22 protein-coding genes are annotated in these 23,737 nt (G+C 60.2%); 20 read left to right on the top strand and 2 right to left on the bottom strand.

Features of this window, described 5'->3' with window-relative positions:
* Positions 1-641 precede the first annotated feature (641 nt).
* Positions 642-1,862, bottom strand: a complete 1,221-nt coding sequence (locus tag AC07OT_RS11420; protein WP_495108095.1) for a CaiB/BaiF CoA transferase family protein — start codon at positions 1,860-1,862, stop codon at positions 642-644.
* 12 nt (positions 1,863-1,874) lie between these two features.
* Positions 1,875-3,056 carry an acyl-CoA dehydrogenase gene (locus tag AC07OT_RS11415; RefSeq protein ID WP_495108094.1) on the bottom strand — a complete coding sequence of 394 codons (1,182 nt, stop codon included), beginning with the start codon at positions 3,054-3,056 and terminating at the stop codon, positions 1,875-1,877.
* Between the two features lie 157 nt (positions 3,057-3,213).
* On the opposite strand from AC07OT_RS11415, the gene AC07OT_RS11410 reads away from it, so the two are divergent.
* The 20 genes from AC07OT_RS11410 to AC07OT_RS11315 all read left to right on the top strand — a co-directional run bounded on the left by AC07OT_RS11410 (position 3,214) and on the right by AC07OT_RS11315 (position 23,710).
* Positions 3,214-4,113 (top strand): LysR family transcriptional regulator, encoded by a 900-nt coding sequence (locus AC07OT_RS11410; protein ID WP_141156404.1) that lies wholly within the window; start codon positions 3,214-3,216, stop codon positions 4,111-4,113.
* A gap of 452 nt (positions 4,114-4,565) precedes the next feature.
* Entirely contained in the window at positions 4,566-5,687 is a 1,122-nt protein-coding gene (locus AC07OT_RS11405; RefSeq protein ID WP_495108093.1) for a Re/Si-specific NAD(P)(+) transhydrogenase subunit alpha, read from the top strand.
* A gap of 15 nt (positions 5,688-5,702) precedes the next feature.
* Complete coding sequence (locus AC07OT_RS11400; protein WP_003187417.1) at positions 5,703-6,023, top strand: NAD(P) transhydrogenase subunit alpha part 2; 321 nt, start codon at positions 5,703-5,705, stop codon at positions 6,021-6,023.
* Complete coding sequence (locus AC07OT_RS11395) at positions 6,023-7,459, top strand: NAD(P)(+) transhydrogenase (Re/Si-specific) subunit beta (RefSeq protein WP_027608003.1); 1,437 nt, start codon at positions 6,023-6,025, stop codon at positions 7,457-7,459. The genes AC07OT_RS11400 and AC07OT_RS11395 overlap by 1 nt, the downstream gene beginning before the upstream one ends.
* Before the next feature lie 179 nt (positions 7,460-7,638).
* A complete protein-coding gene (gene scpC / locus AC07OT_RS11390) occupies positions 7,639-9,132 on the top strand; it encodes a succinyl-CoA:acetate CoA-transferase ScpC (RefSeq protein ID WP_115488283.1) in 1,494 nt (497 codons plus the stop codon).
* A gap of 318 nt (positions 9,133-9,450) precedes the next feature.
* A complete protein-coding gene (locus AC07OT_RS11385; RefSeq protein WP_003187413.1) occupies positions 9,451-9,666 on the top strand; it encodes a DUF1127 domain-containing protein in 216 nt (71 codons plus the stop codon).
* A gap of 260 nt (positions 9,667-9,926) precedes the next feature.
* Entirely contained in the window at positions 9,927-10,112 is a 186-nt protein-coding gene (locus AC07OT_RS11380; protein WP_027608005.1) for a DUF1127 domain-containing protein, read from the top strand.
* A gap of 136 nt (positions 10,113-10,248) precedes the next feature.
* Positions 10,249-10,569 (top strand): DUF2388 domain-containing protein, encoded by a 321-nt coding sequence (locus AC07OT_RS11375; RefSeq protein WP_027608006.1) that lies wholly within the window; start codon positions 10,249-10,251, stop codon positions 10,567-10,569.
* 105 nt (positions 10,570-10,674) lie between these two features.
* Entirely contained in the window at positions 10,675-10,983 is a 309-nt protein-coding gene (locus tag AC07OT_RS11370; protein WP_447891913.1) for a DUF2388 domain-containing protein, read from the top strand.
* Positions 10,984-11,009: 26 nt separating this feature from the next.
* Positions 11,010-11,330: a DUF2388 domain-containing protein gene (locus AC07OT_RS11365; RefSeq protein WP_027608008.1), complete on the top strand. Its 321-nt coding sequence runs from the start codon at positions 11,010-11,012 to the stop codon at positions 11,328-11,330.
* A complete protein-coding gene (locus AC07OT_RS11360) occupies positions 11,327-13,288 on the top strand; it encodes a DUF7844 domain-containing protein (protein ID WP_146476868.1) in 1,962 nt (653 codons plus the stop codon). The genes AC07OT_RS11365 and AC07OT_RS11360 overlap by 4 nt, the downstream gene beginning before the upstream one ends.
* Positions 13,289-13,601: 313 nt before the next feature.
* The gene (locus AC07OT_RS11355; RefSeq protein ID WP_003170826.1) at positions 13,602-14,909 is read left to right on the top strand and encodes a CitMHS family transporter; all 1,308 of its coding nucleotides are present in this window, start codon (positions 13,602-13,604) and stop codon (positions 14,907-14,909) included.
* A gap of 68 nt (positions 14,910-14,977) precedes the next feature.
* Positions 14,978-15,745, top strand: coding sequence for a TerC family protein (locus tag AC07OT_RS11350; RefSeq protein ID WP_027608010.1), 768 nt, complete (start codon positions 14,978-14,980; stop codon positions 15,743-15,745).
* A gap of 212 nt (positions 15,746-15,957) precedes the next feature.
* Positions 15,958-17,616 (top strand): Na/Pi cotransporter family protein, encoded by a 1,659-nt coding sequence (locus AC07OT_RS11345; protein WP_065937850.1) that lies wholly within the window; start codon positions 15,958-15,960, stop codon positions 17,614-17,616.
* Between the two features lie 57 nt (positions 17,617-17,673).
* The gene (locus AC07OT_RS11340; RefSeq protein WP_027608012.1) at positions 17,674-19,056 is read left to right on the top strand and encodes a M16 family metallopeptidase; all 1,383 of its coding nucleotides are present in this window, start codon (positions 17,674-17,676) and stop codon (positions 19,054-19,056) included.
* 72 nt (positions 19,057-19,128) lie between these two features.
* A complete protein-coding gene (locus tag AC07OT_RS11335) occupies positions 19,129-20,160 on the top strand; it encodes a DUF5924 family protein (protein ID WP_495108092.1) in 1,032 nt (343 codons plus the stop codon).
* Between the two features lie 53 nt (positions 20,161-20,213).
* On the top strand, positions 20,214-21,362 hold the full coding sequence (locus AC07OT_RS11330; protein ID WP_495108091.1) for an ABC transporter permease: 1,149 nt from the start codon (positions 20,214-20,216) through the stop codon (positions 21,360-21,362).
* A complete protein-coding gene (locus AC07OT_RS11325) occupies positions 21,359-22,162 on the top strand; it encodes an ABC transporter ATP-binding protein (protein WP_495108090.1) in 804 nt (267 codons plus the stop codon). Before AC07OT_RS11330 ends, AC07OT_RS11325 begins: the two co-directional genes overlap by 4 nt.
* 1 nt (position 22,163) lies before the next feature.
* Positions 22,164-23,102: an MlaD family protein gene (locus AC07OT_RS11320; protein ID WP_027608016.1), complete on the top strand. Its 939-nt coding sequence runs from the start codon at positions 22,164-22,166 to the stop codon at positions 23,100-23,102.
* Positions 23,099-23,710: an ABC-type transport auxiliary lipoprotein family protein gene (locus AC07OT_RS11315; protein ID WP_495108089.1), complete on the top strand. Its 612-nt coding sequence runs from the start codon at positions 23,099-23,101 to the stop codon at positions 23,708-23,710. The genes AC07OT_RS11320 and AC07OT_RS11315 overlap by 4 nt, the downstream gene beginning before the upstream one ends.
* Positions 23,711-23,737 lie beyond the last annotated feature (27 nt).

Genomic DNA, 23,737 nt, shown 5'->3' with positions numbered 1-23,737 from the left:
GCCATGATCAAACTCTTCAGTTCAAACATCTTTGGGTTTTTAAGAAACCCTAAACTTGGCTCAGCAATCGTTGGTTACATCTTTGATTTCTCGCGGAGTAACTTGTGATGCTGATAATCTTGTTGACTATCAGTCTGACTCCACAAGCACCCACACGAATTGCTTGATTCAGTTGTTAAAGAGCGATTGGTTAAGATCTTTCGTCTCAACCGAGGCGCGCATTCTACAGCAGCCTCATTTGCTGTCAAGTGATTATTTTCAGAAGCTTTCGAAGATTTCTTCAACAACTTCAACCACTTGCGCTTTCGATCTCTCGTCAGCGGGAGGCGAATTCTACAGCGTTACACGCTGCTGTCAACACCTCTTTTTCTGCGCTTTCGACCGAGAAGATCGAATCGTTAATAGTGCCAAACAACACGACTCTATCAACTCCTTCTGGGCTTCGATGAACTGAAGCAATCCGCTGCCTTATTCTGCATAACTCGTTGTTTACCAAGGAGTTTTACGTTTCGACTGCGCCGGAAGTGGGGCGAATTATAGACGTCCAGAATCTGCCGTCAACACTTAATTTGGTTTTCCTATCAATCTACCGAAACTGATTAAAAAACCACCAAAAAAGCCCTCTATATAGAAGATCGCTCCTAGATAACTCCCGCTTCTTTTAAAGCCTTCACATTCGCCGAGCCCAACCCCAACACATCCTGCAGCACCTTGGCCGTATGCTGCCCCAATAGAGGAGGCGCAGTACGGTATTCCACAGGCGTCTTGGATAACCGAATCGGACTGGCCACCAGCGGCACCACCCCTGACAACGCATGTGGCAGCTGTATCGCCAACCCTCGTGCCTTCACCTGAGGATCTGCAAACACCTGGGCCAGGTCATTGATCGGCCCGCAAGGCACACCAACCCGCTCCAGTTGTGACACCCACTCAGTCGTCGTCTTGAAGACCGTAACCTGGCGAATCAATGGAATCAGCTCAGCGCGGTTGGCTACCCGCACCTTATTAGTAGAGAACCGTGGGTCATCCGCCCACTGCGGCTGCCCAGCCACTTCGGCGAACTTGCGAAATTGCCCGTCATTACCCACGGTCAATATGAAATCGCCATCCGCCGTAGGGAAATCCTGATAAGGCACGATATTCGGATGAGCATTACCCAGTCGTTTTGGCGCCGCTCCCGTGGCCAGGTAGTTCATCGCCTGGTTAGCCAGGCAGGCCACCTGCACATCAAGCAACGCCATATCGATATGCTGCCCACCACCGTCATGATCCCGATGCGCCAGCGCAGCCAGGATCGCCACCGTCGAGTAGAGCCCAGTGAGAATGTCAGTCAACGCCACCCCCACCTTCACCGGCCCGGCCCCCTCATCACCTTCCGGCCGGCCGGTAAGACTCATCAGCCCACCCAACCCCTGGATCATGAAGTCATACCCCGCGCGAGCGGCATATGGCCCCGTCTGCCCGAAGCCAGTAATCGAGCAGTAGATCAACTCCGGATTCACCTTCTTGAGCGACTCGTAGTCCAACCCATACGCCGCCAGTCCACCCACCTTGAAGTTTTCGATCAAGATGTCGGACTTGGCCGCCAGATCTCTCACCAGTTGCTGACCCTCCGGCCGCGTAAAATCGATAGTCACCGACTCTTTGTTGCGATTAGCCGACAAGTAGTACGCCGCTTCACTCGTATTCTCGCCATCCACGTCCTTAAGGAAGGGCGGCCCCCAAGCACGCGTATCGTCACCGCTACCAGGTCGCTCGACCTTGATCACCTCAGCCCCAAGATCCGCAAGGATCTGCCCGGACCAAGGGCCTGCCAACACTCGCGATAAATCCAATACCCGCAGATGCGAAAGCGCGCCCATGCCGTCCCCCTATTAATAGAACGCCTGAAGACCGGTTTGCGCGCGTCCCAGAATCAGGGCGTGCACGTCATGGGTACCCTCATAGGTGTTAACCACCTCAAGATTCACCAGATGACGCGCCACCCCGAACTCATCGGAGATGCCGTTGCCCCCCAACATGTCCCGCGCCATACGTGCGATGTCCAAGGACTTGCCGCATGAGTTGCGCTTCATGATCGATGTGATTTCAACCGCAGCCGTTCCCTCTTCCTTCATACGCCCCAGGCGCAGGCAGCCTTGCAGCGCCAGGGTGATTTCGGTCTGCATATCGGCCAACTTCTTCTGGATCAATTGAGTTGCCGCCAATGGCCGGCCGAACTGCTGACGATCCAGGGTGTACTGGCGAGCGGTGTGCCAGCAAAACTCCGCAGCCCCCAAAGCCCCCCAGGAGATGCCATAACGCGCCGAGTTCAGGCAGGTGAAGGGACCCTTCAAGCCGCGCACATCCGGGAAAATGTTCTCTTCCGGCACAAACACGTTATCCATCACGATCTCACCGGTGATGGAGGCGCGCAGGCCGACCTTGCCGTGAATCGCCGGCGCACTCAGGCCCTTCCAGCCTTTCTCCAGGACAAACCCACGAATATCCCCAGCATCGTCCTTGGCCCACACCACAAACACGTCCGCAATCGGGCTATTGGTGATCCACATTTTTGCGCCGCTCAGGCTGTAGCCGCCATCCACTTTGCGTGCACGAGTAACCATCGCGCCGGGATCGGAACCGTGATCAGGCTCGGTCAAACCAAAGCAGCCAATCCATTCGCCCGAGGCCAATTTCGGCAAGTACTTCTGCTTTTGCGCTTCGGTGCCGAACTCATTGATAGGCACCATCACCAGTGACGACTGCACACTCATCATCGAGCGATAACCGGAGTCGACGCGCTCAACCTCACGCGCAATCAGGCCGTAGCTGACGTAGTTCAAACCACTGCCCCCGTACTGCTCAGGAATCATCGCCCCCAGCAAACCGGTCTCACCCATTTCACGGAAAATCGCCGGATCGGTCTTTTCATGGCGAAAAGCTTCGAGCACACGCGGCGCCAGCTTGTCCTGGGCGAATTGCTCAGCACTGTCGCGCACCATGCGCTCCTCTTCGGTGAGCTGTTGATCCAGCAGCAGTGGATCGATCCAGTTGAAGCTTGCCTTGCCAGCCATGAATGAGTCCTCGCAAAGAAAATCAGAAGTCGTGCATGGAGCCTAGGCCGGGCAGGCAGGGAGAGCAAACGAGGTTTTTGCATAGGCTTGTGATAATTTCTCACTTCGTAACGCCTATAAGCGGCGCAGTTGCACTTTTTATGTGAGGACAAGGTATATGCGCAGGAAAATTCCCAGCACCACCGCCCTTGTCAGTTTTGAAGCGGCAGCCCGCCACGAGAGCTTTACCAAGGCGGCGCATGAGCTTTCCATCACCCAAGGCGCCATTTGCCGACAGATCGCCAGCCTGGAGGAGTTTTTAAGTGTCGAGCTGTTTCGGCGCTCACGGCGCGGGGTAAAGCTGACGGAGGCGGGACTTTCATACAGCCGTCGCGTGGCCACCCAGCTGGACGCTGTGGAGCGCGATACCCTGTCCGTCATGGGGCAGCAAGGCGCAAACACCATTGAACTGGCCGTGGTACCCACTTTTGGTACGCAATGGTTGATCCCTCGCCTCAAGGACTTTCAACGAGAGCATCCGGAGGTGACGGTAAACCTGACTAACCGCACGCGTCCTTTTCTATTTGCGGATACGGAATTCGACGCAGCAATTTACTTCGGCGACGCAGATTGGTCCGGCACCGAATCCCACAGGCTAATGGGAGAAAATCCTGTCCCCGTGTGCAGCCCGCGACTATTGGGCGAACTTGAGCGATTCACCCCCCAGGAGATTGCAGAACTGCCATTGCTGCAGCAGACCACCCGCCCCTACGCCTGGCGCCAATGGTTCAACGCCCAGCAACTGAACGTGCCCCGCGACATGACAGGCCCACGTTACGAGCTATTCTCGATGTTGTCTCAAGCCGCCATGCATGACATGGGTATTGCACTGATCCCGCCATTCCTTATCCAGCGAGAACTGGACGAGCAGCGACTGGTGATCGCAAGCCCGCAGGCACTGACCAGTTCGAAGGCTTATTACCTGATGATTCCTGACAGAAAAGTCGAATCCGCTTCACTGCACGCGTTCAGAGACTGGTTGATAGACCAATCGCAGCGCTACAGCCCCAGCATTTAAAGGACAAGCCTCACATGCTGACTTTGTAGTCAACTAAATCTCAAGCCTACAGATATACGTATATGTCGCATTTAAGCAGACTGTACCTGTGAGCCTGAAACAAGGCTTAAAGCCATGGTTTTCGTGGCTTGTAGCGACTCCTATCAGCCAATGCCCGACTATTCACATCAACGATGGAAAAAAACACACGAACCAGCTGAAGCCCTTTAAACACCTGTATTTAAAGAGGTTATTTCAGACCATTGCGACAATCAGTCACAGGGTGACTTGTAGTTAATTTTTCGTCACCCGTCATAATCCCTTGAAGGCCGTAAAGTTCGCCTGCAAAATGCCGCGCCCCGCTCTCATTTCAGCGGGATCGTGCTGATCGGCCGCCCCAGCTGCGCCACTCGCGGTGCACTGGCCTTTTTACAAAAAGATCAAAAGCAAAAAGATCATGCAGGAGATTTGACGTGCACATTGGTGTTCCTCTCGAAACCCAGACCGGTGAAACGCGGGTGGCTGCCACCCCGGAAACCATCAAGAAGCTGATCGGCCAGGGCCATAAGGTCACTGTTCAAAGCGATGCAGGCCTCAACGCCAGCATCGTCGACAGTGCCTATGAAGCGGCAGGCGCGACCATTGGCAGTGCCGGCGATGCGTTTGGCGCCGAGCTGATTCTCAAGGTGGTCGCCCCCAGCGACAGCGAACTGGCGCTGATCAAAAGCGGCACTGTGTTGGTGGGCATGCTCAATCCGTTCAGCAACGAAACCATTGCCAAGCTGGCCGAACAGGGCATCACTGCCTTTGCGCTGGAAGCTGCGCCACGTACCTCGCGGGCCCAGAGCCTCGACGTGCTGTCTTCCCAGGCCAACATCGCCGGTTATAAAGCCGTGTTGCTCGCCGCCCATCATTACCCGCGCTTCATGCCGATGCTGATGACCGCCGCCGGTACGGTCAAAGCCGCGCGCGTGCTGATCCTCGGCGCCGGTGTTGCAGGCCTTCAAGCCATCGCCACGGCGAAACGCCTGGGCGCGGTGATCGAAGCATCCGACGTGCGCCCTGCGGTAAAAGAGCAGATCGAGTCGCTCGGCGCCAAGTTCGTCGACGTGCCCTACGAGACAGATGAAGAAAGTGAATGCGCCGTCGGCGTCGGCGGTTATGCGCGCCCAATGCCGACCAGCTGGATGCAGCGCCAGGCCCTGGCGGTGCACGAACGCGCCAAGCAGGCCGACATTGTCATCACCACCGCCCTGATCCCCGGCCGCAAGGCACCGACCCTGCTCAGCGCCGACACCGTCGCGCAGATGAAGCCCGGCTCGGTGGTCATCGACCTCGCCGCCGCCCAGGGTGGCAACTGCCCGCTGACCGTCGCCGACCAGGTGGTGGTGGAGAACGGCGTGATCATCTGCGGCCCGACCAACCTCGCCGGCGCCGTCGCCGCCGATGCATCGGCCTTGTATGCGCGCAACCTGCTGGACTTCCTGAAGCTGGTCTTCAACAAGGAAGGGCAGTTTGAACTCAACCTCGAAGACGACATCGTCGCCGCGTGCCTCATGTGCCGCGACGGCCAAGTCATCCGCAAAAACGCCTAAGCAGGGATTCAGACGATGGAAGAGCTTATCTCCCCCGGTATCTACAACCTGATCATCTTTGTGCTGGCGATTTATGTCGGTTACCACGTGGTCTGGAACGTAACGCCCGCACTGCACACACCGTTGATGGCAGTGACCAACGCCATTTCAGCGATTGTGATTGTCGGCGCCATGCTCGCGGCAGCGCTGACCGTTACGCCACTGGGCAAGACCATGGGCACCCTGGCTGTGGCCCTCGCAGCCGTGAACGTGTTCGGCGGTTTCCTGGTAACTCGCAGGATGCTGGAGATGTTCAAGAAGAAAGCCCCGAAAGTAAAAGAAGAGGCGCCGAAGTAATGAGCATGAATCTGGTGACGACGCTGTACCTGATCGCGTCGATCTGCTTTATCCAGGCCCTCAAAGGCCTGTCGCATCCCACTACGTCACGACGCGGCAACCTGTTCGGCATGCTCGGCATGGCGCTGGCGGTACTCACGACCGTGGGCCTCATCTATAAGCTCGGCGCTGAGCTGGCCACCGCCGGTATCGGCTACGTGATCGTCGGCCTGCTGGTCGGCGGCACCGCCGGCTCGATCATGGCAAAGCGCGTAGAAATGACCAAGATGCCCGAACTGGTCGCCTTCATGCACAGCATGATCGGCCTGGCCGCGGTGTTTATCGCGATTGCCGCCGTGGTCGAGCCACAGTCCCTGGGCATCGTCAAACACCTGGGCGATGCGATCCCGGCGGGCAACCGCCTGGAGCTGTTCCTCGGCGCGGCCATCGGCGCAATTACCTTCTCCGGTTCGGTGATCGCGTTCGGCAAGCTCTCGGGCAAGTACAAGTTCCGCCTGTTCCAAGGCGCACCGGTACAGTTTGGCGGCCAGCACAAGATCAACCTGGTACTCGGCCTCGCAACCCTGGGCCTGGGCCTGGCGTTCATGTTCACCGGCAACCTCACCGCCTTTGCGCTGATGCTGGCATTGGCGTTCGTGCTCGGCGTGCTGATCATCATCCCGATTGGCGGCGCCGATATGCCGGTTGTTGTGTCGATGCTCAACAGCTACTCCGGCTGGGCAGCGGCGGGCATCGGCTTCTCGTTGAACAACTCGATGCTGATCATTGCCGGTTCGCTGGTGGGTTCAAGCGGTGCGATCCTGTCGTACATCATGTGCAAGGCGATGAACCGCTCCTTCTTTAATGTACTGCTCGGCGGTTTCGGCAATGCGCCGGATGCCGGCGCTGCAGCGGGTTCTAAAGAAGCACGCCCGGTGAAGTCCGGTTCGGCCGACGACGCCACCTTCCTGCTGACCAACGCCGACACCGTGATCATCGTTCCAGGCTATGGCCTGGCAGTGGCACGGGCACAGCATGCCCTGAAGGAACTGACCGAGAAACTGACCCACCGTGGCGTGACCGTGAAATACGCGATCCACCCGGTGGCCGGCCGTATGCCTGGGCATATGAACGTCCTGCTGGCCGAGGCGGAAGTGCCTTACGACCAGGTGTTCGAGATGGAGGATATCAACTCCGAATTCGGCCAGGCTGACGTGGTGCTGGTGCTGGGCGCGAACGACGTGGTCAACCCGGCCGCCAAGAACGACCCCAACTCGCCGATTGCCGGCATGCCGATCCTGGAAGCGTTCAAGGCCAAGACCATCATCGTCAACAAGCGCTCGATGGCCAGTGGTTACGCCGGGCTGGATAACGAACTGTTCTACCTGGACAAGACCATGATGGTCTTTGGTGATGCCAAGAAGGTCATCGAAGACATGGTCAAGGCCGTCGAGTAACACTGCGCCAGAGCAATACCCGAAACCCTGGCCTCCAGTAGGCTGGGGTTTTTTATTACCCTATGAAACCCGACCAAAGGCTCTAAATCGCTGCCCCGCATTCGACCATGGTAGCGGGCCGAAACTTTTTGAAATCACTACACTGCCCACCTTGCTTCCGTAGCCTGAGATAACAATTCATGTACCGTGATCGTATCCGCTTGCCTTCGTTGTTGAACAAGGTCATGAGCGCGGCAGACGCCGCCGCACTGATCGAGGACGGCATGACCGTCGGCATGAGCGGCTTCACCCGTGCCGGTGAAGCCAAGGCCGTCCCCCACGCCCTGGCCGAACGCGCCAAGACGTCCCCGCTGAAAATCACCCTGATGACCGGCGCCAGCCTGGGTAACGACCTGGACAAGCAGTTGACCGAAGCCGGCGTGCTGTCCCGACGCATGCCGTTCCAGGTCGATAGCACGTTGCGCAAGGCGATCAACGCCGGCGAGGTGATGTTTATCGATCAGCACCTGTCGGAAACAGTCGAGCAACTGCGCAACAACCAGCTCAAGCTGCCGGACATAGCCGTCATCGAGGCCGTTGCGATCACCGAACAAGGCCATATCGTGCCCACCACGTCTGTGGGTAACTCCGCCAGCTTCGCGATTTTCGCCAAGCAAGTGATCGTCGAGATCAACCTGGCACACAACCCGAATCTGGAAGGGCTGCACGACATCTATATTCCGACCTACCGGCCAACCCGTACGCCGATCCCCCTGGTAAAGGTCGACGACCGCATCGGCAGCACCGCGATCCCGATCCCGCCGGAGAAGATCGTCGCCATCGTGATCACCAATCAGGCCGACTCAGCCTCCACCGTGACACCACCCGACAGCGATACCCAGGGCATCGCCAACCACCTGATCAACTTCCTCAAGCAGGAAGTGGACGCCGGGCGCATGACCAACAAGCTTGGCCCGCTGCAGGCCGGGATCGGCAATATTGCCAACGCAGTGATGTGCGGCCTGATCGATTCGCCGTTCGAAGACCTGACCATGTATTCGGAAGTGTTGCAGGACTCGACGTTCGACCTGATCGACGCCGGCAAACTGAGCTTTGCCTCGGGCAGCTCGATCACCCTGTCGGAGCGGCGCAATGCCGACGTGTTCGGCAACCTGGAGCACTACAAAGACAAGCTGGTGCTGCGCCCGCAGGAAATTTCCAATCACCCTGAAGTAGTGCGGCGCCTGGGCATTATCGGCATCAACACGGCGCTGGAGTTCGACATCTACGGCAACGTCAACTCCACCCACATCTGCGGCACGCGGATGATGAACGGCATCGGCGGTTCCGGCGACTTCGCGCGCAACGCGCATCTGGCGATCTTCGTCACCAAGTCGATTGCCAAGGGCGGCGCGATTTCCAGCGTGGTGCCGATGGTCAGCCATGTGGACCACACCGAACACGACGTCGACATCCTGGTCACCGAAGTCGGCCTCGCCGACCTGCGGGGCCTGGCGCCGCGGGAGCGGGCCCGGGTGATCATCGACAACTGTGTGCATCCGGCATACCGCGATGCGCTGAACAGTTACTTCAACTCGGCCTGCGCCATCGGCGGACACACCCCACACATCCTGCGCGAAGCACTGAGTTGGCACATTAACCTGGAAGAAACCGGGCATATGCTCAAGGCCTGATTGATACAGATTCGAGCTGACGCAAACACAGTTTCGTCAGCTCGATGCCACACTCCTCACTTCTTGAAAAAACTGTACTGCTGTACCGGTCATTTCCTACCGAAAATTCCCACACTCACGTCACAAAATACTTATTTCGCACTATTTCAGTGCAGACAGGTACAGTTGCCCCATTTCCGTACAGTACAGCACCTATAAACAGTTAACTGGCCCCTCACAATACAGGTGAACTGTATCTAGAGAGTCTTGCGCCGGAAGAGGATCATTGGCATCAGTTAAACCACTACCTAATCCCGCCACAAGCGGAAGGATGTCATCATGGAACGTACACTCAGTTCCGAACTGTTCTTCGAAGAAAAAGCTGTAAACACCCAGGCTTCCCTGCCTTTGCGCGTTCTCGCCAACCTGATGTTGTGGCAGCGCCGCATCTCCAGCCGCCATCAACTGGCTCGTCTGGATTCGCGTCTGCTGGCTGATGCCGGTATCAGCGAAGCTCAACGCTATGAAGAGCTGAGCAAGCCGTTCTGGCGTTAATTGACGCCCGCTGGCCCTGACCTACCGGGTCCACTGCCAGCACTGATTTGTCAAAACAAAGCCCGCCCCGGGAGACCGGAGGCGGGCTTTGTTGTTTTCCGGGAGAGCCTTCTTTCCGTCCAAACAGAAACCCTTTATCCGAACCAGTACAGTTTAAAAAATATAACAGTTAAGCAGTACAATTAAACATCGGTGTATCTGTAACGGTCAGAGCCACTCGCCCACCATGGTGTTCCAGGACCTCACGAAAGGCGCTCACCATGGACACCCAACCCTCTCTCTATAAACGGCTGTTACACAGGACAGCTTCCACGCTGGCCAAATGGCTCCGCCACGCCTACGAACGCCGCCAACTGGCGCAGCTCGATCTTCGAGAACTCTCCGATGTCGGCATCAGCCCGGGAGACCGAATGGCCGAGTTGTCCAAGCCGTTCTGGCGAGACTAGGCAGTCAAGAAGCTTTCCGAACGGATAAACAGCGGCTTAATATCCATGCACAACGTGGCGAACCGTTTAGGACAGGCGTCTGATTCCCAATGGCCGCCCTGCGCCACCTTATTCGTTCACCTACAGGAGTCACCCCATGTCCCGTATTCGCCTGCTGAGTGCTGCTGCCCTGCTGGCCCTGGCCACCAACGCCAGCGCATCCAGCTTCATCGTGACCACTGACTCCATCGTCGGCGCACTGAAGGCTACTTCCGACGCCACCTCAGATGCCACTTCGTCACTGCGGGATAACAAGGTCGTGCGCGCCGCCCGTGACGACGCAGCCAGCTTCGTCGCAAGCGAAGGCGCCATTCGTGGTGTGAAGCTGGAAAGCGCCCTGGCCCAGATCCGCCAACAAGCGCCGCAACTGAACACCGCGACTGACGCACAGCTGGCCCAAGCCATCCTGGCTATTTGAGTGAGTTGACCCAAAGGGAGCGCCCGTCGCTCCCCGATGCCGCCGCACTGGCTCTCGTCCGGGCATTACGCTAGCCTTGGCGCTCGTTTTCAGTTGTCGAGTCCCATGGCTTTTTCATACCGCCTGCTAATAGTCCCTGTGTGTTTGTGTGCCAACTGGTCGCCATTGGCTTCGGCCTTCGACCTGACCATCCAAGGTACCGTCGCGAGTGCGTACGCCACCAGCAAGGTGACCTCCGCGCCTTTCGACCGGAAAGTAGTCGTGGCGGCCCAGGATGATGCCGCTGCGTTTATCGCCACTGACGGCCAATGGCGGGGCGCACGGCTGGAATCCGCGCTGGATTACCTGCGCCGTACCCAACCAAAACTTAACGCCAGCGACCTTGAACTGGCGCAGGCAATTCTCGTCCAATAATCATCTTTGTATTTCGGAGTCATTCCATGCGTAGCCCGCTGATCGCCGCCACCCTTGGCCTGCTGTTGTTGGCCGACGTTGCCCAGGCACATACCCTGGTGGCCACCAGTAACATCATTGTTCGCGCCTCTGGCCGCACCATTGATTTCACTTCGGACACCACCACCTCCATCCGCGACTCCAAAGTCGTGCGCGAAGCCCACGATGACGCGGCCAGTTTCGTCGCCACCAACGGCGAGATCCGCGGCGCGCAGTTGGAAGCCGCCTTCGACACCCTGCGCACCCGCCTGCCGGAAGCGCGCGATGCCAGTGACCAGACCCTCGCCGAAGCCATTCTCGCTCTGTGAGGCGCCTTGTCGCCTGGCTCCTGGCCGGGACTGTGCTGCTGTGTGCCAGTGCAGCCCAGGCCAGCCTGCAACTGCGGCTCAAGACAGATGGCTTGAGCCCGGCCGAACAGCAGGCCAGCCAGGCATTGCTCGATGAGGCGATGCGTTCGCTGCCACCGCGCTTCGTCGAGCAGTTGGACCGGCGCATTGATGTCGGCTGGACCGACAAGATGCCCGAAAATGCCTATGGCCAGGCTTCGTTGGTGTCCGAGCTGGACCTCAACCGCAACCTGCTCGACAGTCTGACCGACGGCAGCGCCGCCACACAGAAAACCAATCGCCCCCACGGCACCGTGCGCCGGGAAATGCTCGCGACCGTGCTGCATGAACTGACCCACATCTATGACCGTGCGCGCCTGTGGCCCAAGGACGAACGCGCGCTGATCCAGCGTTGCAGCCGCCAGAACAACATCACCGGCCTGATCGGCCTGCCCGACCAATGTCGTGGCCAGAATGACCGGCGCTTCACCCTCAGCGATGACCCGCGCCTGCTGGACCTGGCGGGCTGGCCGCAATATGTCGGCCGTCGCGGTGAGCGCGAACAACACAACCGTCAGGTCGCGCGCAGCCCGGATATCTACGAAACCACCAGCCCGCTGGAATTCGTAGCGGTCAATATGGAGTACTTCCTCCTCGACCCAAGCTATGCCTGCCGGCGCCCCGCGCTGTTCCGCTATTACAAGGAACACTTCGGCTGGGCCCCACCGGAACAAGACACCTGCGCCAAGACCTACGCGTTCCTCAACGCCGGCAACGATTTCGCCAAGACCCCCCTGGGCCACGTCGACCCGGAGCGGGTCTACGAAATCGACTACCTGCTGGCCGAAGCCAACCAGAACCTGGTCAGCCGCTGGGGCCACAGTATGTTGCGCCTGGTGATCTGCGCGCCGGGCCGCCCCCGTGGGCCGGACTGCCGGCTCGACCTGGACCAGCACCTGGTGCTGTCCTACCGCGCCTTCGTCGGCGATGTACAGCTGTCCAGCTGGGACGGCCTGGTGGGCAAGTACCCGTCACGGCTGTTCGTGCTGCCGCTGGCCCAGGTGATTGACGAATACACCAAGACCGAACTGCGCGGCCTGGCGTCCGTGCCGCTGAAACTGTCGCGCCAGGAGATCAACGACACCGTCGAGCACGCCGCTGAAATGCATTGGAGCTATGACGGCAACTATTACTTCCTGTCCAACAACTGCGCGGTCGAAAGCCTGAAACTGCTGCGCAGCGGCAGCGCCAACCCGCAGCTGACCGGCCTGGACAACATCACACCGAATGGCCTGCTGGAAGTGCTGCAAGCCCGCGGCCTGGCGGATACCAGCGTACTCAACGACAAACGCGAGGCCATGCGCCTGGGGTATCACTTCGACTCCTTCCGCGAACGCTACCAGGCCATGTTCGACGTGCTGCGCAAACACCTGCCGATCAAACAGACCCAGGTTGAAGACTGGCTGTCCCTCAGCGCCGAAGAGCGCCGCCAGTGGTTTGACCAGGCCGACCTGCGCACCAGCGCCGCACTGCTGCTGCTGGAACAGGCGAGCTTTCGCAAACAGCTGATGCTGGCCCAGGACGAAGTCAAGCAACGCTACCTCGGTGCACGCGAGCTGAAAAACGGCGGCATGGAGAAAGCCAACGCCACGCTGCAGCAGATCCTCGCCAACAGCGGCTTCCTCAGCCGTCCCGCAGAACTGCTGGGCAGCGGTGGCTATGGCCTGCCGCAACCATCGGAAGCCAAGCGCCTGGAATCGGAAAGCGCTGAGCGCCAGAAGCAGCTGCAATCGCTCACCGGCGAGCTGGATAAAGAGGTGAGGGCGCTGCTGGAGCCGTCCCGCGCGGCCGAAATTGCCGCATGTGAAGCCAACCTCAAGCAGGTGGGTGAACACCTGCGCAAACTGCACAAAGCAGCGGGCGGCCTCGAGCTGCCCTGAAGTACACGGAATAAACACATTCCAATGTGGGAGCAAGTCCCCTCCCACATTTGAATTGTGTACACCTGAAGACCGTACATCTTCCCACCACCAACTGTTTTACCAACGAAAGCTGGCTGAAAGCTAACGCGTCTAGGATCGCCCCCAACTGCCGGCAACAGACCGGCTGTACACAACAACAATGGTGATCCCCGATGTCCGTCCGTACCCGCCTGTTCGCCCCAACTCCACCCGTACGCCTCGTGCCCTTCGTTCTGCGCTGACCCCACCCCGGTTTGCCATTCCCTAGCCGCGCTACGCCTGGAGTATTCCTATGCTGACTTTCCTTGGCTTTGCCATGGTCATCACGTTCATGTTCCTGATCATGACCAAGCGCCTGTCCGCGCTGATCGCCCTGATCATCGTGCCTATCCTGTTCGCGCTGTTCGGCGGTTTCGCACCGAAGATCGGCCCGATGATGCTCGAAGGCATCACCAAGCTCGCGCCCACCGGCGTGATGCTGATGTTCGCCATCCTCTATTTTGCCCTGATGATCGACTCCGGCCTGTTCGACCCGGCCGTGCGCAAGATCCTCAAGATGGTCAAGGGCGACCCGCTGAAGGTGTCGGTCGGCACCGCGGTGCTGGCCCTGGTGGTGTCCCTCGACGGTGACGGCGCCACCACTTACATGATCTGCGTGGCCGCCATGCTGCCGCTGTACCAGCGCATCGGCATGAGCCCGCGGATCATGGCCGGCCTGATCATCCTCGCCGGTGGCGTGATGAACATGACCCCTTGGGGCGGCCCGACCGCCCGCGCCGCCAGTGCGCTGCACGTGGACCCCTCGGATATTTTCGTCCCGATGATCCCGGCGATGGCCGCCGGTGTGGTGGCGATCCTGGTGATTGCCTACATGTACGGCAAGCGCGAACGGGCGCGCCTGGGTGAACTGCACCTACAAGGCGACGAGATCGACCACAGCGAGATCAGCGTGTCGCAATACCCGGACGCCCGCCGTCCGAAGCTGATCTGGTTCAACGGTGCCCTGACCCTGGCCCTGATGTGCACCCTGATCGCCGGCCTGTTGCCGCTGCCGGTGCTGTTCATGGTGGCATTCAGTATCGCGATGATCGTCAACTACCCGTGCCTGCAACAGCAGAAAGACCGCGTCGCCGCCCACGCCGGCAGCGTATTGGCGGTGGTAGGGTTGATCTTCGCCGCAGGGATCTTCACCGGCATCCTGTCGGGCACCGGCATGGTCGATGCCATGTCCAAGAGCCTGCTGGCCGTCATTCCGGAAGCCATGGGCCCTTACCTGGCGGTGATCACCGCACTGGTGAGCATGCCGTTCACCTTCTTCATGTCCAACGATGCGTTCTACTACGGCGTACTGCCAGTACTCGCCGAAGCCGCCAGCCACTACGGCATCACCGCAGTGGAAATGGCCCGCGCCTCGATCGTTGGCCAGCCCGTGCACTTGCTCAGCCCGCTGGTACCGTCGACCTACCTGTTGGTGGCCCTGGCCGGTATCGAATTTGGCGATCACCAGCGCTTTACCCTGAAGTGGGCAGTACTGGTATGCCTGTGCATAATGTTCGCCGCATTGCTGATGGGGATTTTTCCGCTGTTCAGCACTCTATAATCGTACCGACTCACTCACCGCGCGGCGCTGCAGCTTGCGCGGTTTAACATTTGCTCAAAGGAATACACATGGAATGGCTGACCAATCCGGAAATCTGGATTGCCTTCTTCACCCTGACGGCCCTCGAGATCGTCCTGGGCATCGATAACATCATCATGATTTCGATCCTGGTCAGCCGCATGCCCAAGCATATGCAGGCACGCACCCGGATCTTCGGCCTGGCATTGGCCATGGTCACGCGAATCCTGCTGCTGCTGTCGATCACCTGGGTCATGCGCCTGACCGACGATCTGTTCGTGGTCTTCGGCCAAGGCATTTCCGGCCGCGACCTGATCCTGTTCTTCGGTGGCCTGTTCCTGCTGTGGAAAAGCTCCCAGGAGATGTACCACGCCCTGGAAGGTGAAGACGAAACCCACGACGAACCCAAGGGCGCCGGTGGCAAGTTCATCTACACCATCATCCAGATCGCGATCATCGACATCGTGTTCTCCCTGGACTCGGTGATCACCGCCGTGGGCATGGTCTCCCATGTGCCGGTCATGGTTGCCGCGATCATTGTTGCCGTATTGGTGATGATGCTCGCCGCCGGCACCATCAGCGACTTCATCGACAAGCACCCGTCGCTGAAGATGCTGGCGCTGTCGTTCCTGCTGGTGGTGGGTACCGTGCTGATCGCCGAATCCTTCGACGTGCACGTGCCAAAAGGCTACGTCTACTTCGCCATGGCGTTCTCGCTGGCGGTGGAAGCGGTGAACATCAAGATGCGCACCGCCATCGCGAAAAAGAAGAAACAGCAGGACCCTGTGAAACTGCGCAAGGACATTCCGGGTCAATAAACCCGAGCCAGACAAAAAAGGGGCTTTTATAAGCCCCTTTTTTTCATGCATAAAAAGCTGATTTCATGACAGTTTTGTTTCAATCCCCACTTTAGCTATGCGATGCTGGCGCCGAGCCCATTCGCCAACTACAGCTTAACTACAAGACGTAGAACGGCACGCGGCAACTTTCCTTCGCTCCTCTTGGAGCGCACCCACACGGGGGGCCGAGCATGCTGACCTTGCTCAATCTGCTTTCCGCCGTGACCCTGCTTATCTGGGGCACGCACATCGTCCGTACCGGCATCCTGCGGGTCTACGGTTCCAACCTGCGTCAAGTCATCGGGCAGAACATGTCCAAGCGCTGGCTGGCATTTGTCGCCGGCATCCTGGTGACTGCCATGGTGCAGAGCAGCAACGCCACGGCAATGCTGGTGACCTCCTTTGTCGGCCAGGGCCTGATGGGGCTGGTGCCCGCCCTGGCGACCATGCTCGGCGCCGACGTCGGTACCGCGCTGATGGCGCGGGTGCTGACCTTCGACCTGTCCTGGCTGTCGCCGCTGTTGATCTTTCTCGGGGTGATTTTTTTCCTGTCACGCAAACAAACGCGGGCCGGGCAGTTGGGCCGGGTCGGGATCGGCCTCGGGCTGATCATCCTCGCGCTGCAGTTAATCGTCGAAGCCGCTGGGCCGATTACCCACGCCCAGGGCGTGAAAGTGCTGTTCGCCTCGCTGACCGGCGATATTTTGCTCGATGCCCTGGTCGGCGCCCTGTTCGCGATGATTTCCTACTCCAGCCTCGCCGCTGTCCTGCTGACCGCCACCCTGGCCGGCGCCGGGGTGATCGGCTTGCACGTGGCCATCGGTCTGGTGATCGGCGCCAACATCGGCAGCGGCGTGCTGGCCTTTCTCAGCACCAGCATGCAGAACGCCGCCGGTCGCCAGGTCGCCTTGGGCAGCCTGCTGTACAAACTGATCGGCCTGCTGCTGATTATTCCGGTCCTCGACCCGTTGGTGCTGTGGATGGACGGGCTGGACTACAGCGCCCAAGGCATGGTCATCACCTTCCACCTGCTCTACAACGTCAGCCGCTGCCTGATCCTGCTGCCCACCATCGGCCCAATGGCCAAGCTGTGCGCCTGGTTACTGCCGGAGCGGGACGAGGTCAACGGCAAGGCCCAACCGCGCCACCTGGACCCCACGGCCCTGACCACACCGAGCCTGGCCCTGGCCAACGCCGCGCGCGAAACCCTGCGCCTGGGTGATCTGATCGACAACATGCTCACCGCCATGCAGGAAGTGCTGCGCGGCAAACAGACAGCCATTACCCAGGAAATACGCAGCCTCAGCGACGATGTCGAGGCACTCTACAGCGCAATCAAACTCTACCTGGCGCAAATGCCCCGCGAAGACCTCAGCGAGCAAGACAGTCGGCGCTGGGCCGAAATCATCGAGCTGTCGATCAACCTGAAACTGGCCGGCGACCTGATCGAACGCATGCTGCGCAAAGTCCAGCAGCAGAAAACCTCCCAACGCCGCCAGTTTTCCGAAGTGGGCCTGGAAGAACTCACCGGCCTGCACAGCCAATTGATCGCCAACCTGCGCCTGGGCTTGTCGGTGTTCCTCAGTGCCGACCCGGAAAGCGCCCGCCAACTGCTGCGCGAAAAGCGCCGCTTCCGCGCCCAGGAACGCCGCCTGGCCCACGCCCACGTCAGCCGCCTGCAACGCAAGATCGTGCAGAGCCTGGAGACCAGTTCCCTGCACCTGGAGCTGATTGCCGACATGAAACGCTTGAACTCGTTGTTTTGCAGCAGTGCTTATGTAGTCTTGGAAACGTCCGACACCGGCGCACTCTCCGCCGAAGATATTGCCGACATCACACATTCGCCCTGAACGTACGATGGCCCGTGAAGTCAGTTAAAGCTGACCTCACTCGCCAGGAAGCTTGTTATGCGTCGCCTGTTGTTCGCTTGCCTGCTCATGGGTTCTGCCCACGTCTTTGCCTTTGACCGCTTGCAGGTTGAGGGCTACACCTTGCCCAACGGCCTGCAATTGCTGCTTAAACCGGGCACCGAGCGCGGCCATGTGGCGATTCGCCTGGTGGTCGGCGTCGGCCTGGACGACTTCGGTTGCGAAGACAAGGAACTGCCGCACCTGCTCGAACACTTGCTGTTCAGCGGTATCGACGGCGGCGGCGAAGGCGAGTTGGAAGACCGCATGCAAGCCCTGGGTGGCGAGTGGAACGCCTACACCAGCAACGCCGATACAACCTTTGTGATCGAGGCACCCGCGCAAAACCAGCGCAAGGTGCTCGACCTGCTGCTGGCGATCATCACCCGCACCCAGCTGACCGACGCCAATATCAACGCGGCCAAACAGGTAGTCGAGCGCGAAGACGGCGGTCATTACTCCCACCTGCAACGCCTGCTCGACCGCCAGGACCTGGGCCACACCGCCAGCAATCAACTGGCCATCGAGCTGGGGCTCAAATGCGCCGAGCGCGCCGAGGTCGATCACCTGACCCGCGACCAACTGGAGACGCTGCGCAAAAATTGGTACGCCCCCAACAACATGACCCTGATCATCGTCGGCGACCTCGACAAACTGCTGCCGGCCTATCTGGAGCGCACCTACGGCCAACTCGACCCGATCGAACCCAGCGAGCACCCGGCGCTGCCGCAGATCCAGCACGCCGCCGCCAGCCACCGCGACCTGATCCACGGCTGGGTGGGCGACAGTGCCAAACTGCACTGGCTGTTCCCCGAGCCGGTGCTGGACGACCAGCACGATGAAACCTACGACCTGCTCAAGGATTACCTGGACTGGGCGCTGTACCGCCAACTGCGCCTCAAGCATGGGTTGTCCTACGGCCCCTGGAGCGAGCGCGAGGTGCTGGGCGGCGTTGGCTTCCTCAGCCTGAATGCCGACCTCGAGCGGGACAACCTCCCCGAAGCCGAGCGGGTGCTGCAGGACCTCAAGGCGCAACTGCTCAAGGACGGCCTTGACCCAACGGTATTCGCGCGCCTCAAACAGGCCGCCATCGCCCGCCAGGCCTGGGCCGTGCAGGGCAATAGCGCGCTGGCCGACTATTACTGGAGCGCCTCGGGCGATTATGACAACGGCCACTTCAGCGATCCGGTCAAACGCATCAAGGCCGTGAGCCTGGAGCAGACCAGCCAGGCCATGCGCGAGTTGCTCAAGCAACCGGGTTACTGGCGCATCGAGAAACCACTGCTGAGCTACGACATGCTCAACTGGATCGGCGCCGGCGTCCTCGGGCTGATCGCCATTGCGTTGATCGGCCTGCGCCGTTATCGCAAACGGATCGCGTAATGAGGCACCGAACCCTGGCCTAAGACGTTATTCTGTCTGGGATTTTTTCCTACAAAGACTGCGAACCGCCGAATGCAAAACCTGACCCGCTTAATCACCCGCATCCTCGAACTGATGAAGCGCTACCCAGGGGTGATTGCACTCGGCGGTTTTATCTCGGGTGTATGCAGCTTCATCCTGGTAGATCGCCAGCAGGGCATGGCCAGTTGGATCGCGGTGATCATGCTGGTGAGCTGGCTGTGGCTGATGCTGGAAAACAGCTTTACCCAGCTGTTCACCAAAGTCTTCAAGCGCGAAATACCCGAACCCCTGCTGCGCTACGCGACCCAGATGATCCACCAGGAAAGTCTGTTCTTCGTGCTGCCGTTCTTTTTCGTCACCACTGCGTGGAACAGCGGCCAATCAGTGTTTACCGGCCTGCTCGGCGCGGCCGCGCTGGTGTCGATCGTCGACCCGCTGTACTACAAATGGCTGGCGCCCAAGCGTTCGTTGTTCCTCGCGTTGCACACCCTGACCCTGTTCGCCGCGCTGCTCACTGCGCTGCCGATCATCCTGCACCTGACCACCGCCGAAAGTTACAAGCTTGCCCTCGGCGTCGCCATGGCCTTGTCGATTCCAAGCCTGGCGGTAAGCCTGCCGCTGCGCAGCCTCAAGGGCTGGGCGATGCTGCTGGGGGTAACGGCCGCCATTGGTTGCGCGGGCTGGTTCCTGCGCAGTTGGGTACCGCCGGCCACCTTGTGGATGACCGAAGTGGCGATCAGCACCCAACTGCAAGACCGCACGCCGGGTGACGACCTCAAGGAAGTCAGCGCCGCCCAACTGCGCAGCGGCGGGCTCTATGCCTACACCGCAATCAACGCGCCGCGCGGCCTGGATGAGCGGATCTACCACGTGTGGAAACTCAACGGCAAAGAGGTGGACCGCATCGCGTTGGATATCCACGGCGGGCGCAAGGAAGGCTATCGCGCCTGGACCCACAAGCAGAACTTCCCGCCCGATGCGGTCGGCCGCTGGCAGGTGAGGGTGCTGACCGAAGACGGGCAGGTCATCGGTGTGCTGCGCTTCAAAGTGACTGACGCAGCACAAACGGACAACCCAAAGTAGGCAGGATCGTGCTATTACGTAGGAATTGTGGATAGCAAACAAGCTCGGAGCTTATGACCAGTAGCACCACGGCCGGCGCAGCCCACCTCGATACGTCCACCGCTCCCCCGTTACTGCGGATTACCGGGGACTGGACGCTTGCCCACTACGCAAACCTGAAGAAGCTGTCGGACAAGCTCGACGGCCAATACGACGCCGGCGCGCGCATCGATCTCAATGGCCTCGGCGCCCTGGATACCGCCGGCGCCTCGTTGCTGGTGGAGCTGCTGGGACCTGCCCGGATCGAGCAAACCGCCGAGCAGACCGACTGCAGCCTGTCCGCCGCCGACCGCGCGCTGCTCAAGACCGTCTACCGCTCCCTCAACGATTTTTGCGTGCCGGACAAAGCGCCGGAAGAAGCCACTGGCATTCAGGTGCTGGCGCGTATCGGCGCGGCCGTGGACAAGGTCTGGCAAGACAGCAAGCAACTGCTGGGCTTTATCGGCCTGATCCTCGAAACCTTCGCCCGGGGCATTTTCCGGCCCAAGCGTTGGCGCCTGACGCCGATGGTCGCCCATCTTGAGCAGGTCGGCCTCGACGCCGCGCCCATCGTCGCGTTGCTGACCTTTCTGGTCGGTGCCGTGGTGGCGTTCCTCGGCGCTACAGTGCTCAAGAGCTTTGGCGCAACGATCTTTACCGTGGACCTGGTGGCGTTCTCTTTCCTACGGGAATTCGGCGTATTGCTCACCGCCATCCTGATTGCCGGTCGCACCGCCAGCGCCTTTACCGCGCAAATCGGCTCGATGAAGGCCAATGAAGAAATCGACGCCATCCGCACCCTGGGCCTGGACCCGATGGAGTTGCTGGTATTGCCGCGCGTGCTGGCGTTGCTGGTGGCACTGCCGATGCTGACGTTCATGGCGATGCTGGCGGGGATCGTCGGCGGCGGCGTGGTCTGCGCCGTGGCCCTGGACATCTCGCCGGCGATGTTCCTCTCGCTGCTGCAATCGGACATTGGCGTGCAGCACTTCCTGGTGGGCATGGTAAAAGCCCCGTTCTTCGCCTTCCTGATCGCCGCCATCGGCTGCCTGGAAGGCTTCAAGGTCAGCGGCAGCGCCGAATCGGTCGGCGCCCACACCACCTCCAGCGTGGTGCAATCGATCTTTGTGGTGATCGTGCTGGATGCGGTGGCCGCGTTGTTCTTCATGGAGATGGGCTGGTGAGTCGTCTGCACCGTGCGCCCACCGAGGCGGTGATTGAAGTGCGTGGCCTGTGCAATCGCTTTGGCAGCCAGCGCGTGCACGAGCATCTCAACCTGGATCTGTACAAGGGCGAAATCCTTGCGGTGGTCGGCGGCTCCGGCAGCGGCAAGTCGGTGCTGCTGCGCAGCATCGTCGGCCTGCGCCGGCCCAGTGAAGGCGAAGTGCGGGTGTTCGGTAAGAACCTGCCGAGCCTGCCGGAACATGAACGCTCGCTGGTGGAACGGCGCTTTGGCGTACTGTTCCAGAAGGGCGCGCTGTTTTCCTCACTGACGGTGACCGAGAACGTCGCGCTGCCGTTGATCGAACATGCCGGGCTCAGCCGCCGTGATGCCGAGCACTTGGCGGCGGTCAAGCTGGCCTTGGCCGGACTGCCGCTGTCGGCGGCCGACAAATACCCGGCCTCGCTGTCCGGCGGCATGATCAAGCGCGCGGCCCTGGCACGCGCCCTGGCGCTGGACCCGGACATCCTGTTCCTCGACGAACCCACCGCCGGCCTCGACCCGATTGGTGCGGCGCAATTCGACCAACTGATCCTGACCCTGCGTGATGCGCTGGGCCTGAGCGTGTTCCTGGTCACCCATGACCTGGACACGCTCTACACCATCACCGACCGTGTGGCGGTGCTGGCGCAGAAGAAGGTGCTGGTGGCCGATGCCATCGATATCGTCTCGGAAACGGACGACGCCTGGATTCACGAATATTTCCACGGCCCCCGAGGCCGCGCGGCATTGGATGCTGCTCAACCGCTCAACGAGGTATGACATGGAAACCCGAGCCCATCATGTGATGATCGGTCTGTTCAGCGTGATCGTGGTGGTCGGCGCGATGCTGTTTGGCCTGTGGCTGGCCAAATCCAGCGTCGACAGCGCCTTCCAGGATTACGAAGTGATCTTCAACGAAGCGGTCAGCGGCCTGTCCCAGGGCAGCTCGGTGCAATACAGCGGGATCAAGGTGGGCGATGTCATCAGCCTGCGCCTGGATCCCAAGGATCCGCGCCGCGTACTCGCGCGCATTCGCCTGGCCGGCCAGACGCCGATCAAGGAAGACACCCAGGCCAAACTCGCGCTGACCGGCATCACCGGCACCTCGATCATCCAACTCAGCGGCGGCACGCCGCAAAGCCCGGAGCTCAAGGGCAAGGACGGCAACCTGCCGGAGATCATCGCCTCGCCATCGCCGATCGCGCGATTGCTCAATAACAGCAACGACCTGATGACCAGCATCAACCTGCTGCTGCACAACGCCAACGACATGTTCTCCGCGCAGAATGTCGAGCGCCTCAGCAACACCCTGGACCATCTGGAACAAACCACCGGCGCGATTGCCGACCAGCGTGGGGATATCAAGGTGGTGATGCAGCAATTGATGCAGGTAAGCAAACAGGCCGGAGCCGCCCTGGAGCAGACCACGGCGCTGATGCGCAACGCCAATGGCCTGCTCAGTGATCAAGGCAAGCAGGTCTTCGGCAGCGCCGAACAGGCGATGAAATCCCTTGAACAAAGCACCGCCACCATCAATACCTTGCTGACCAACAACAAGGACTCGGTGAACAGCGGCATGCAGGGCCTCAACGAACTGGCGCCGGCCGTGCGCGAACTGCGCGAAACCCTCGGTTCACTGCGCGCCATCTCTCGCCGCCTGGAAGCCAACCCCAGCGGCTACCTGCTGGGCAGCGACAAGAACAAGGAGTTCACGCCATGAAGCGTGCTTACCAAATGATCGTCCCTGTGGCCTTGGCGCTGATCAGCGCGTGTTCGATCCTGCCCAAGGCGGATCCATCGGACGTCTACCGACTGCCTGCGGCCCAGGACACGACCCAGGGCGCGCCAGTCAATTGGTCGCTGCGCCTGGCCAAGCCACAGACCAGTGAGTTCCTCGACAGCCCACGCATCGCCGTGGTGCCCAATGGCGATTTGATCAGCAGCTATGCGAACTCACGCTGGAGCGATCCGGCGCCGGTGCTGCTGCGCAATCGCCTGATGGACGGGTTCCAGCGCGATGGGCGCGTGACGCTGTTGAGCACCGACGACACCAACCTGCAGGCCGACTATGAGTTGGGCGGGCAGTTGCAGGCGTTTCAGAGCGAGTACCGGGGCAGTGCGGTGGCGGTGGTGATCCGCCTCGACGCACGCCTGGTGCGTGGGAGTGATCAGCGGATTATTGCCAGCCGGCGGTTTGAAGTGCAGCAGGCGGTGACTGACACCAAAGTGCCGGCGGTGGTGGCTGCTTTTGGTCAGGCCGGGGATCAGTTGAACAGGCAGGTGGTGGAGTGGGTTGTTCAGCAGGGCAATGGTGCGGGGAAACGCTGAGGGCCTCATCGGGGGCCCCCTCCCACA

This window comes from Pseudomonas sp. GW821-FHT09C10 (assembly GCF_059418085.1).
Note: the sequence above shows the minus strand (reverse complement) of the source record. Positions and strands in the feature narration are given on the sequence as shown.

Excerpts from the sequence above, each read along its gene's own strand:
- AC07OT_RS11420 (WP_495108095.1), bottom strand. The coding sequence starts at position 1,862 with ATGGGCGCGCTTTCGCATCTGCGGGTATTGGATTTATCGCGAGTGTTG.
- AC07OT_RS11415 (WP_495108094.1), bottom strand. The coding sequence starts at position 3,056 with ATGGCTGGCAAGGCAAGCTTCAACTGGATCGATCCACTGCTGCTGGAT.
- AC07OT_RS11410 (WP_141156404.1), top strand. The coding sequence starts at position 3,214 with ATGCGCAGGAAAATTCCCAGCACCACCGCCCTTGTCAGTTTTGAAGCG.
- AC07OT_RS11400 (WP_003187417.1), top strand. The coding sequence starts at position 5,703 with ATGGAAGAGCTTATCTCCCCCGGTATCTACAACCTGATCATCTTTGTG.
- AC07OT_RS11395 (WP_027608003.1), top strand. The coding sequence starts at position 6,023 with ATGAGCATGAATCTGGTGACGACGCTGTACCTGATCGCGTCGATCTGC.
- scpC (WP_115488283.1), top strand. The coding sequence starts at position 7,639 with ATGTACCGTGATCGTATCCGCTTGCCTTCGTTGTTGAACAAGGTCATG.
- AC07OT_RS11385 (WP_003187413.1), top strand. The coding sequence starts at position 9,451 with ATGGAACGTACACTCAGTTCCGAACTGTTCTTCGAAGAAAAAGCTGTA.
- AC07OT_RS11380 (WP_027608005.1), top strand. The coding sequence starts at position 9,927 with ATGGACACCCAACCCTCTCTCTATAAACGGCTGTTACACAGGACAGCT.
- AC07OT_RS11375 (WP_027608006.1), top strand. The coding sequence starts at position 10,249 with ATGTCCCGTATTCGCCTGCTGAGTGCTGCTGCCCTGCTGGCCCTGGCC.
- AC07OT_RS11370 (WP_447891913.1), top strand. The coding sequence starts at position 10,675 with ATGGCTTTTTCATACCGCCTGCTAATAGTCCCTGTGTGTTTGTGTGCC.
- AC07OT_RS11365 (WP_027608008.1), top strand. The coding sequence starts at position 11,010 with ATGCGTAGCCCGCTGATCGCCGCCACCCTTGGCCTGCTGTTGTTGGCC.
- AC07OT_RS11355 (WP_003170826.1), top strand. The coding sequence starts at position 13,602 with ATGCTGACTTTCCTTGGCTTTGCCATGGTCATCACGTTCATGTTCCTG.
- AC07OT_RS11350 (WP_027608010.1), top strand. The coding sequence starts at position 14,978 with ATGGAATGGCTGACCAATCCGGAAATCTGGATTGCCTTCTTCACCCTG.
- AC07OT_RS11345 (WP_065937850.1), top strand. The coding sequence starts at position 15,958 with ATGCTGACCTTGCTCAATCTGCTTTCCGCCGTGACCCTGCTTATCTGG.
- AC07OT_RS11340 (WP_027608012.1), top strand. The coding sequence starts at position 17,674 with ATGCGTCGCCTGTTGTTCGCTTGCCTGCTCATGGGTTCTGCCCACGTC.
- AC07OT_RS11335 (WP_495108092.1), top strand. The coding sequence starts at position 19,129 with ATGCAAAACCTGACCCGCTTAATCACCCGCATCCTCGAACTGATGAAG.
- AC07OT_RS11330 (WP_495108091.1), top strand. The coding sequence starts at position 20,214 with ATGACCAGTAGCACCACGGCCGGCGCAGCCCACCTCGATACGTCCACC.
- AC07OT_RS11320 (WP_027608016.1), top strand. The coding sequence starts at position 22,164 with ATGGAAACCCGAGCCCATCATGTGATGATCGGTCTGTTCAGCGTGATC.
- AC07OT_RS11315 (WP_495108089.1), top strand. The coding sequence starts at position 23,099 with ATGAAGCGTGCTTACCAAATGATCGTCCCTGTGGCCTTGGCGCTGATC.